The following is an 11,710-nucleotide window of genomic DNA, read 5'->3' on the forward strand; positions in this document are numbered from 1 at the left end:
ACCGACGGACTGGTACACTAAGGATAGCAGGTACATCATAAAGAGGTGAACGTAGGATGGACAAGATTAAGATTGTGACCGACTCGACGACAGATCTCCCCGAGGAGGTTCTTGAACATCATCAAGTCACGGTCGTCCCCTTGACGATTTTAATAGATAACAATAGTTACAAAGATGGCGTTGACTTGAATCCAGATCGTTTTTTAGAAATGATGAGAGAAGCAGAAGAATTACCCAAAACCTCTCAACCCTCTCTTGGGGAACTTATTGAAACGTATGAGGAATTAGGCAAGGATGGTAGCCAAATTCTATCCATTCATATGACTGCAGGAATGAGTGGGACGTATAAAGCAGCAAGCATTGCTGCAGAACAAGCAGACGCAGACGTAACGGTTGTAGACTCTACGTTTATTGCCAATGCTTTAGGGTTTCAAGTCATTGAAGCTGCAACGATGGCAAGTGAAGGCAAGAGTATGGACGAGATTCTAGAACGTTTAGATCACGTGCGTAAGAACTCGAAGATTTTCGTCGTTGTGAGTACACTTGAGAACTTATTAAAGGGTGGACGGATCGGTCGTGGGAAAGCATTTATCGGCTCGCTACTCAAGTTGAAGCCGATAGCAGCCCTAGAAGACGGTGTCTACACACCGGTCACGAAAGTGCGAACACAAAATCAAGTCGTTCAAACATTAATGAATCACTTCAAACAAGACACTGAAGGTAAAATAGTCAAAGGCGTGAGTATTTCGCACGCAAACGGCTTGGAACTTGCTCATAAGCTCCGTGAGAAATTAAGTGAACACAAAGTGTCGATTCAATCAACAACACCTGTCATCAGTACACACACAGGTGAGGGAGCCATTGGTTTTATGTATTATACAGATTGAGGTTAAGCTCGGTACTTCGTACCGGGCTTTTTATTTCAAATACAGTCATAATTTGAAAGGGGAAGACAATGCCTATATATCAAAAATTAGTTCGTGATCGTATTCCAGAGATTATTGAGCGTCAAGGATTGACGTATTCTTCTCGTAAATTGAATGATGAGGAATACATGACGAAATTACGAGAAAAATTAAATGAAGAAATTGTAGAATATGATAATGCGACAAGTGATCGTGAAGCATTGGAAGAATTAAGTGATGTTTTGGAAGTAGTATATGCCTTAGCGGCGTTTCACGGGTCAACAATCGAATCCATTGAAGCAAGCCGAGCTAAAAAATCTGAAGAAAGAGGCGGATTTCTTGAAAGAATTTTACTAGAAGAGGTAGAAGATGACTAACGTCCGTTTATTTACAAAGACATTAGGACCGGCACTAAAAAATCAAATTGATCAAGCTACTTCAATTTGCATTCTCACGTCATTTGTCATGAAATCAGGTGTGGCTTATTTAGCTCAGTCATTAGAAAAAGCGGCATTACGTGGCGTTGACATCAAAGTTTGTACCGGTGATTATCTATACATTACACAACCGGATGCGCTAGAGCGATTATTAGCGATTCACCCGAGCATTGAAGTTAGAATGTGGCAAAGTCACGGAAAGTCGTTTCATCCTAAAGCGTATTTAATCGAAAGTTCCGATCAAAAGCGTAGCTTCATTGGTTCATCAAACCTTTCTTACTCGGCGTTACACACTGGTGTTGAATGGAATGTTGAAGTGAGTGGGCATGAAACGTTTTATGAAGAGGCATTGGATCAGTTTGCTAAAACATTTTATTCTGAAGCAACAATTCCTTTAAATCATGAAACACTTAAAGCGTACCGTGAACGCTACGAACGCCAGCAATTAAACCAACCTCGTATTTCTCATTCGTTTACCGAAGGTGAAGAGATGGATTTGATGTTGCCAGATGAGGAGCCCATGACAGCGGAAGCATTAACCATCTTTGAACCTGCATCAACGTATGAAGTTGAACTAAAACCGAGGTTTGCACAAGTAGAAGCATTAGATCAGTTAGGGCGTACAGTAGAAGAAGAATATTCAAAAGCGCTGGTTGTCATGGCTACAGGACTTGGCAAAACGTATTTAGCGGCGTTTTTTGCAAAACGATACAAACGAGTTCTTTTTATTGCGCATTTAGAAGAAATACTCTATCAAGCTGAACGGTCATTTCAAAACGTTCAGCCGAATAAAACAACAGGAATCTACAACGGTAAACATAAACAATTTGATGTGGATTATTGTTTCGCTTCAATCTATACACTAAGTATGGATCAGCATTTAAAAGTTTTTAATCCTGATGATTTTGACTTAATTGTAGTGGATGAGTTTCATCATGCAGCTGCAAATACATATCAAAAAGTCTTGGATTATTTTGAACCTAATTTTTTATTGGGGATTACTGCCACACCAGATCGAAATGACAACAAAGATGTTTTTGCGCTTTGTGATGGCAATGTCGCTTTTCGTCTGGATTTTTTAGAAGCAATACGAAGGGAGTGGCTATCTCCTTTTTATTATTACGGGGTCTATGATGATACGGACTACAATCAACTTACGTGGCTTGGTAATCGCTATGCTGAAGATGAACTGCTCGTTACTCAGCTTCATGAACGAAAGGCTCGATCGATTTATGATGCATGGCAACGACACAAGCAAACAAAAACAGTTGTGTTTTGTTCGTCGATTCGTCAAGCGAATTTTCTTTGTTCATTTTTCAAAAATCAAGAGGTCGCTGCTGTTTGTTTACACTCCAATTCAAAGGATAATCGAGATGAAGTAATCGCTTCATTTACAGAAGGTATGATTGAGGTGATTTTCACGGTTAATCTATTTAATGAAGGTGTGGATATCCCTGCAATCGATACATTGCTGTTCGTCCGTCCAACAGAGTCTTTAACGGTTTTTACACAGCAGATTGGTCGGGGGTTGAGACTCAGCACAGGTAAGAGCCATTGTGTGATTATTGACCTCATAGGCAATTATCGTAATGCAGATGTTAAGCTACAGGTGTTACATCAAGGTAGTGAGAAACAAAAGAATAGTTTTAAAAAACCACAGCTACCTGAACAGTGTGATCTTAATTTAGACACAAAAGTCGTCTCTTTATTAGATGAAATGAGACGAAAAAAACAGCCTCGAAAAGAGATGTTGAAACGAGATTTCGTAGCAGTTCAGCAAGAGTTAGGTCGGCGTCCTAGTTATCTGGACCTTCATTTGTTAGGCGATCTAACGTCATCTTCGTATCGGCAAGAATACGGCTCGTATGTTCATTTTTTACAATCCTATGATGAATTAAATGTTGACGAATCAAAGATTGTTGATACGTATAGTGATTGGATTAAGGAAGTCGAGAAGACGAGTATGGCAAGAAGTTATAAAATGGTTGTGTTGTTATCGATGCTTCAACGAGGCACAAAAGCATGGGCGGAACCGATAACGAGTAGTGAAAGTGCAAAGGCGTTTAGCGCGTTTTATTTGGAAAAAGAATATCGCTTTAGAGAATTCTCAACCGACAAAACGACCAGCAATCATTGGATCTATGATCGTACTAAGACTGCAAAAAAAATTGAAGAAATGCCGATGACAAAGTGGAGTGGCAGTGCAAATGGGTTGTTGTACTATGATGAAGGAACTCTCCGTTTGGGTTTTAATGTCCCCACCGAAGATCGTGCTCTTTTATATTCAATAATAAAAGAAATTTGTGACTATCGTTTGCATTGGTATTTTGAGCGTAAAGGATATAGTAAGCGTTAAGAAGGAACATAAAGATAACATCGCTCTTATGCAAGCGATGTTTTTTGGTTTATCAATGATACTTACATTTAATTTACAAAAGCGAGGGAAAGTGAAATCACCAATTTGCTGACTTGAAGAAGTCTTAACATTTTTAGTAAATATCATCATACTCCCGTAAATCTATAGGAAAAAGGTTTTGTTAGTTAGCTTGGTTTCTGGCATTTTTAATTGCGACCGTTAATATACTCAGTGAGTAAAGTCTAGTATTTTCATTGAGGAGGCGTTGGAGTGTCAAAGAAATTGTGGCTTAGCTTGGTGGGTATTGGTGTGATCTCAAGTGGGTTTATCGTGTCAGATGTAGCAGCAGAAGGGAGAGAGGGGGCGACTGAAGTTCAAGTAAACTTTGTACGTGATGGGGATCCAGGGGATCCTGATGGGGCGCTTCGCTTTGAACAAGTAATAGAAGATTTTAGCTTCGGTGAGCAGTCGATCTCTTCATCTTCTCAAACATATACGGTAACAGACGGTATTGAACGTTTCGTAGAAGTGACAGATAACCGAGGAACTGGTGCAGGATGGGATGTGCAAGTACGTGCTCCACAATTAGCATCAGAAAATGCTGAATTAACAGGTGCCGAGCTTTTGCTTACGCCTTCATCAATTTCATCTGATTCATCAAACGTCTCTAACCCTCCTTCACTTTCTGGAACGATTCGGGTGACGGATGCTGCACAATCAATCATAAGTGCAGGAGTAAATGAAGGGTTAGGTACTTGGGAAACAAACTTCTTACCTACAAACCTGGAGCTTGTTGTGCCACCAGGAACGGCTCGAGTGGATGACTATTCGACGACAATTACGTGGATGCTTTTAAGTACACCTTAACGATGGGGCTGCATGAGCAGCCCTTATTGTCACGATGAATAGAATGATGAATAGTGTGAGGTGTATGAAGTGAAGTATTGTTATGCTGTGATTGTTAGTGTGCTCATGTTTGTGGTTTATTCTGATACGATGTATGCAAATGAGCCGTCATTTACGGTTACACCACTATTTCCAGATGAACAAATCGATGGAAACGAGTCTTATTATGAACTGCAACTAGATCCTACTGAGTCCACGGATTTTGAAGTTGTTCTTCACAATCTGAGTTCTAATGAAGTTACAGTAAACGCTTCGCTGTTTCCTGCTGTGACAAATGAGCACTTTGTGATTGATTATATTGAGGCGGAGAGTGAAATTGTAGATCTCATCGATGTACAGCCGAGTGTCACTCTTGGTCCTCACGAAGTGAAGACAATCGATGTCGCCGTACAAGTTCCCGATCAAGCTTTTGACGGGATTTTACTCGGAGGTTTGTATTTTGAAGAAGCCTACGATGAAAACATAACAAATGGTGGCATTTCAAATGAATACGCGTATCTCATTGGTTTACAACTGACGAATGATCATGAACAACATGGAGCAATTGAACCAGAATTAAGTTTTATCGATGTCGAACCGATTACGTATGAGAATAGACCACGTATTAACGTATCATTTCAAAATGATACTGCGATTATTATGGATGATTTAACGGTTGTAACTGAGATATTTACAGATGAAGGTGAACGGATTGCGTCACATGAAAAAGAAGATGGTCGAATGGCACCGCGTTCAGCGGTCACGTATGGGTAGAACTGTCTGAAGTTTTAAAGCCAGGCACCTACATTGCAAACGTTACTGCGACAAACGACGTCGACGAGTGGGTGTGGGAAGTGGAATTTACGATTGAAGAGGAAGATTTTGCTGAAGCAGAAATGATTGAAGAAGAATCAGCTGAATCCTTCCCTTATTGGATGGTAATAATCGTGGTAATCGCGATCCTTTTCGTTCCAATTGCATTCTTGTTAGGTCGACGTGGTCGTTCATGAAAGTGTTTATTCAAGCTATAAGTTTTATTGTATTGTTGTCAATTCAACCCTATGTAGAAGGAACTGATATCGAAGATTGTGAAGTTGATGAGGACTACGTTTGTGAAGAACTTGATGAAGAAGAGGAACTCAAAGAGATTGAAGAAAACAAAGAAAATGAAGAAAATGAAGATGTAGCAGATGAAATTGCTGAAACATTACCGTCTGAGAATAGTGAGCATGATGAAGGTGAAGAGTCAAATGATCGCAATGACAATGCAGAAGAGAGCAATGAAACAGAAGCTGAGGCACCATCTGAAGAAGAGAGCGAACAAGAAGAGAACGCACCTGAAGAGAACAACGAACTACCAGAACAACGAGAAGTCGTAGAGCAAGAAGTTATATACGAAACAATGAGTGTGAGAAACTCTTCCCTTTCGACGACACATACACCGATGGGAGATCATACTTTTTCAGCAGGAACCTTGCGTTTAGAAACGAAGAACACAGCTTATTTTTATGGGCTCCTCAACTTAGTAGCTAGCAATGAATTTAAAATCGACATCCAATTGCCAGCTGAGATTCCAGTTGAACAATTTGCACAATCGATAACGAGTGCTAGCATCCAAATGGGGTCAAGGTCTCGTCAGATTAACAAAAATGATTTTATTGTCGTACAAGGTCAAAATATAATCACACTCAATACGCAGTTTAGCTCAAACATTTTTGAATGGCTTTTGAACATTATTGGACTAATTGGGAGGGATCGAGAAGTAACATTAAGGATCGATGCAGACCTTAAAGCGATGAACTTTGAAGATGGTTTATTGCCACCCCATCCAAATAAAGCATTGCCATTCTCAAGTACGTTTACGTTAGAACGTGGGGGAGCTCCAGGTGTTTCCCACCTAACATTGCAAACGTGGAACTCTGAAATAGTGTTTCATGATCATGATGGCAGTTTATTGCCATTAGAAAATGGTCTACCAGTAATTGAACTACCGTTTAATAATGACGGTGAACCTTTTCAATTTCTTGATTATGTTTCGGCGAGGAATGTGTTTACAGGTGAGTTAAGTAACAATGCTCAATTTGTCGCAACACATAATGAAGTTGTAGAGCAAGATCACCTGCAAAGGCCAGGCGATTATGTTTTAAAAGCAGGTGGTACGGATCAAAGTGGGACATCTTTACGTGTAAAAGAAGCAATCGTTCGTGTACAACCTGGCAATGTCTATTTTGAGAATGTGCCAACGGCATTCAATTTTGGAAACGTACCTGTAAACGATCAATCGGCCATTCACACGCGTCAACAAGGGCATAGTCATTTGAACGTTGTAGATGAAACCGGTGAGCATTCACCTAGTTGGCGCGTTCATGCGACACTAGAAAAGCCTCTCACCTCAATGCTTCATTCAGAAGTGGTGCTGCCCGAAGCGATTGTGTTCGTTAATAAGAACAAAGAAAAAACGGTCTTATCAAATAGCTCCATACTCGTCTACAAACCAACGCATAATGGGTTGGAGCATCCAATTCAGTGGCAGATCGATGAAGGCGTACTTCTACAAACAGCCCTCATCAGAGAGTTGGATCATTTGAAGGATCTGTCCGTTGGACGTTAGTAAATGCACCTTAACGACCCGACTTACATAGACCAATTCAGTGGAAGTCGGGTTGAGGGATGTCATAGACAATCAATGTGTATATTCTAGAATAAAACTACGAAATCGGTTGTGCTTAATCGACCAATTTCGTAGTTTTTTGCTGTTTGTGACTACAGGACTTATGGATGAACTTCTCGATAGTTAGTCATTACGGTGCATAAACGTTAATCTATCAATGGTTGTAAAAATGAAAATGGTTTCATCGTTAATATCAAAAGTATAGCCTCAGTATAAATGGATATATTTGGAATTTTTAAGATTCAATAGTCGGTATATGACATTTGATCATAATTCATGAATCTAGGTTCTTGTGCTCGTTTTTTCGCTAAATTCAAAGACGTGTTGTACAAGAGTGGTATTCATTGACTATTCGGATTAACCACACAATGTTAAGATTTTTGTAAAAAGAAAGAACATTTTGTATTAATGTGATTATTTTCTGTATTTCAGGAGTGAGCAGATGAAAAGAGTGAAGCTTCTCGTCTACATAGGTTTCAGCTACTTCCTGTTGATATTCATCGCACTACATTCAACACCTACAGAAGCGATGTTTGTCGACCTTGAGCAAGTAAATGGAACGGTCACAGTCGAAAATTGGAGTGAAAGCGATGAAAAAAGTAACCTCGATTCTTAGTGGAGCGTTAACCACATTGCTCACCATCATCTTACTCGTCACTGTTGCGGCGGTCGTAACGACCCAAGTCACTGATGGTGAACCGAGTCTATTCGGATATCAAATAAAAATAGTATTGTCAGGCTCAATGGAGCCAGGTATTGATACAGGTTCCGTCATTCTCGTTCGGGCGGTCGATGAACCAGGAGTATACCAAGTTGGCGATGTTGTAACGTTTCAAACGTATGAAGGTCCACTCGTCACTCACCGTATTCACGAAGTCATTGACGGTGGTCAAAGTTACATAACAAAAGGGGATAACAACCCTCTTCCGGATACACAAGTACTCGAGCCGTCGATGGTTGTTGGTGAATATACTGGCATGACGATTCCATACTTAGGGCATGTGTTTTCATTTGTGTCATCCGATGTTGGTGTGATTTTCTTGTTCATAATTCCTGGTGTTCTACTCGTTCTTTACTCGCTGTATACGATCGTACAAGCGTTACGTGAAGTTGATCGATTGAGTAAAGAACAACAACAAACGGTGTCATCGTCCCAACAAGAATAGTTGTTGGGCGTTGCATAATATAACTCACTTTAGGAGGAATGGTCATGAGTAACAACAATGTAAAAAAGCAACTCGGGTTAGGTGTTGCAACTGCGGCACTAGGACTTACGCTAATTGGAGGGGGAACGTATGCCTACTTTAGCGACAGCGTGACGACGAATAATACGTTTGCAGCTGGTACGTTGGATTTAAGTGCTAGTCCAAACCAGATTATTGAAGTAGACAACATCAAGCCTGGCGACTCCTTTATTGAAGATTTTGAGCTTGTGAATGATGGTAGTTTAGACATCGGTTCTGTGACAATTGATACGAATTACCGTGTCATCGACGTAAAAGGTGATAACAGCGATGATTTCGGAGATTTCATTGAAGTTGAGTTTCTCTATAACGTCAATAATTTTGATGAAGTCATCTATGAGACGACGTTAAGTGAACTTCAAGATATGTCTCCAGAAGCTGTCAACCAGAACATCTTTTATCCAGAGCTTGGTGATCGTGGATTACCTGTAGGTGAAAGTCATGATCTCGTTGTGCAGTTTAACTTTAAAGGTGATGTGGACGCTGATTTGAACCAATTCCAAGGTGATTCTCTGCAACTGGATTGGACGTTCATTGCAACACAAGATATCGAATAGCTAAAATTTTTATTTAATCTTATTCTTTTTAATTTTTTAAATAAATCAATCTATCGGGAGGTTTTTATGAGTCGAAACAAATATATTCAAAAACGTTCCTGGCTTGCATTAGGCGCTCTGCTGTTTGCAACGAGCTCTATTCAAGTCGCCTCAGCTGATGAAGGCTCTGCTACTTTGGCACCCCCAACGACGGGTTTTGAAGATCGTAACCAAGAGCATTGGTCTACGTTTGATGAAGAAATTAATTTTCTAAATGAGTTGTCTGAATCAGATCTTGCTTCTTATTCAGAAGTTGGACAAACGGTTGAAGGCAGACCTATTCATCTCGTACGAATTGGCGATCAAACGTTAACGGATGAAGAAGTAGCAGAAGGTCGCAATATGCTCGTCGTTGCTACACAGCACGGAAACGAACCAGCAGGACGTGAGATGGCATTGCAATTTATGAGAGATCTCGCGTTTACTGACGATGAGGGAATTCTTGAGCAACTGGAAGAATCCACTGTACTCTTCGTGCCAACAGCAAATCCAGACGGATTTATTCGTGACCAACGGGCAAACGCCAACAATGTCGATATGAACCGAGACCATCTCGTGCTTCAACAACCTGAAACGAGAGCACTTGCAGAAGTGTTAGATACGTATCAACCAGACTTGACGGTCGATGCCCATGAGCGACCAAGGGCATACGGTAACCCAGACATTGAATTTTTATGGCCAAGAAACTTGAACATTGATGAAGACATTCGGGCTTTAAGTGAATCGCTCGTTGAAGACGTACTTATTGAGGATATTGCAGAACAAGGCTTCACAACTGGAATTTATGGAACGCCTGGTGGAGCTGGAAATGGTGACGAGCGAATTTCTAGAAACATGCTCGGATTACGTCATGGATTAGGCTTATTAACGGAGACGGCAGGAATGCAAGAACCAGTAAAACGAGTCGATGCACAGATGGCAACCATTGAAGCAACGTTTGATTTTTACACAGAACAGTTTGAAGAGATTGGTGAAGCCGTTCAAGCTGCGCCAGAAAAACGAGCGCAAGATGGAGCGACAGGTGCCACTCCTTTTTACTTCGATGGAGCGGACAACTGGGATCCAACCATTGTGCAAGACCCTCACTACTGTGGATACCTATTGCATGAACAACAAGTAGATGAACTTGGACATATCGTGGACGCCTTTTCACTTGAGACTGAAAAGGTAAGTACGTACGGCACGTTCGTTTCAATGGGACAACCGATGATGACGGTCATTCCAAAGCTTATGGATTCGGATGCGTTATATAATGAAGTGAACGCATTGCCTCTTTCATCTTGTGAGCAACCGCGAGTAACAGCAAGTTATTTAAATGATTTTGTAGACATTTTAGATGAAGAAGGAGCCTTCTCTACGACGGCCATTCATCGAGCGCTTGATCTTCATACGACAACTCTCGCACACTTTGAAAATCGTGGACAAGAAGATCGTCTTTTAGAACATACGCGAGGATTCCAAGCGTTGTTAAACCGTTATCAAGATCAAATGACTGACGAAGCGTACTCCATGCTTTATACGTTTGCATATGATCTGATGGACTATTATGAACTCGTATTTGATGTGGACCGTGCGATGGGTCACATTTCACACTTGAGCGAAACAATAGGACCGAGAGTTGCAGGTGGCGATGCTGAGCGTGAAGCAGCAGCGTACATTGAAGGAGAGTTTGAACGTTTAGGTTATGAAACAGAACAACATCTCTTTGATATTCGTAATGGACAAGCAGAGTCACAAAACGTCATCGCAGTTAAAGAAGCAGACGGTGTTGAAAACCCTGAAATCGTTTACGTAACGGCGCACTATGATAGCGTAAGCGTTTCTCCAGGAGCGAACGACAATGCTTCAGGAACAGCAGCTATTATTGAATTGGCACGTGTTTTAGAGGATGTGCCAAGTGACAAAGAAGTACGTTTTATTGCCTTTGGAGCAGAAGAAATCGGATTAGTAGGAGCTCGTGAGTACGTCGCACAATTATCTGAAGAAGAGATTGAGCGAAGTGCTGCGAACTATAATCTTGATATGATTGCGACAAACTATGAAGCAACGTCACAAATGCACATTACAACCGTAGACGGTGAAGAGAATGCAGTTTGGGACTCTTCTGTTCATGCAGCTGAAGTTCTAGGCTATGATCACAACGATTATACACTTCATCGAATGGGACGCTCAGATCATGTACCGTTCCATGACGCTGGAATTGATGCCGCACTTTACATCTGGATGGAACCAGGCACACCTCCAGGAGCCGCAAGACCTGAGCCTTGGTATCACACACCAGAAGACACGATTGACCGAATCAGCAGAGCGCTTGCAATGGGTAGGAGATCTCATTGATGTCGCTGTCACAGACCTTATTTCTCAAGAAGACATTGAAGCAGTAGAAGACGCAGCATAAGTAAAATAACCGAAACCGCCCCCTTGTTTCGAAGTACGTACGATGAAGCATAACTCGTGATGAGTTATGCCTTTTTTGGCGTGATTGTAGCATTCGACATGGTGCAAGAGAGCGGTAGCGTGGTGCAAGAGGACGGAAGCGCGGTGCAAGAGGAAGGTAGCGTGGTGCAAGAGCGAGGTAGCGCGGTGCAAGAGAGCGGTAGCGCGGTGCAAGAGCGA

11 protein-coding genes are annotated in these 11,710 nt (G+C 41.3%); all 11 read left to right on the forward strand.

Translation table 11 applies throughout. The annotated features are described in order from the left end of the window. Positions 1–56: 56 nt before the first annotated feature. The 11 genes from JCM19038_RS14360 (at position 57) to JCM19038_RS23805 (ending at position 11,431) form a co-directional block, all read left to right on the forward strand. Positions 57–887 carry a DegV family protein gene (locus JCM19038_RS14360; RefSeq protein ID WP_042419276.1) on the forward strand — a complete coding sequence of 277 codons (831 nt, stop codon included), beginning with the start codon at positions 57–59 and terminating at the stop codon, positions 885–887. A 68-nt stretch (positions 888–955) separates the two neighbouring features. Beyond that, the gene (locus tag JCM19038_RS14365; RefSeq protein WP_042419280.1) at positions 956–1,282 is read left to right on the forward strand and encodes a nucleoside triphosphate pyrophosphohydrolase; all 327 of its coding nucleotides are present in this window, start codon (positions 956–958) and stop codon (positions 1,280–1,282) included. Next, positions 1,275–3,698 carry a DEAD/DEAH box helicase family protein gene (locus JCM19038_RS14370; protein WP_042419283.1) on the forward strand — a complete coding sequence of 808 codons (2,424 nt, stop codon included), beginning with the start codon at positions 1,275–1,277 and terminating at the stop codon, positions 3,696–3,698. Before JCM19038_RS14365 ends, JCM19038_RS14370 begins: the two co-directional genes overlap by 8 nt. Before the next feature lie 270 nt (positions 3,699–3,968). After that, entirely contained in the window at positions 3,969–4,565 is a 597-nt protein-coding gene (locus JCM19038_RS14375; protein ID WP_052361704.1) for a WxL domain-containing protein, read from the forward strand. Positions 4,566–4,634: 69 nt separating this feature from the next. Then, entirely contained in the window at positions 4,635–5,357 is a 723-nt protein-coding gene (locus tag JCM19038_RS14380; protein WP_042419287.1) for a DUF916 domain-containing protein, read from the forward strand. Positions 5,358–5,437: 80 nt separating this feature from the next. Continuing rightward, positions 5,438–5,593, forward strand: coding sequence for a hypothetical protein (locus JCM19038_RS22395; RefSeq protein WP_238554431.1), 156 nt, complete (start codon positions 5,438–5,440; stop codon positions 5,591–5,593). Further along, positions 5,590–7,194, forward strand: coding sequence for a hypothetical protein (locus tag JCM19038_RS14385; RefSeq protein ID WP_042419290.1), 1,605 nt, complete (start codon positions 5,590–5,592; stop codon positions 7,192–7,194). The genes JCM19038_RS22395 and JCM19038_RS14385 overlap by 4 nt, the downstream gene beginning before the upstream one ends. A 502-nt stretch (positions 7,195–7,696) precedes the next feature. Next, the gene (locus JCM19038_RS22925) at positions 7,697–7,870 is read left to right on the forward strand and encodes a hypothetical protein (protein ID WP_193745141.1); all 174 of its coding nucleotides are present in this window, start codon (positions 7,697–7,699) and stop codon (positions 7,868–7,870) included. Next, entirely contained in the window at positions 7,845–8,420 is a 576-nt protein-coding gene (gene sipW / locus JCM19038_RS14390) for a signal peptidase I SipW (protein WP_042419292.1), read from the forward strand. Before JCM19038_RS22925 ends, sipW begins: the two co-directional genes overlap by 26 nt. Positions 8,421–8,464: 44 nt before the next feature. Next, the gene (locus tag JCM19038_RS14395) at positions 8,465–9,055 is read left to right on the forward strand and encodes a TasA family protein (RefSeq protein WP_042419295.1); all 591 of its coding nucleotides are present in this window, start codon (positions 8,465–8,467) and stop codon (positions 9,053–9,055) included. Between the two features lie 66 nt (positions 9,056–9,121). Then, on the forward strand, positions 9,122–11,431 hold the full coding sequence (locus JCM19038_RS23805) for a M20/M25/M40 family metallo-hydrolase (protein WP_052361708.1): 2,310 nt from the start codon (positions 9,122–9,124) through the stop codon (positions 11,429–11,431). Positions 11,432–11,710 lie beyond the last annotated feature (279 nt).

It is taken from the genome of Geomicrobium sp. JCM 19038, from assembly GCF_000698125.1.
In the GTDB taxonomy this organism is placed as follows: domain Bacteria; phylum Bacillota; class Bacilli; order Bacillales; family Marinococcaceae; genus Geomicrobium_A.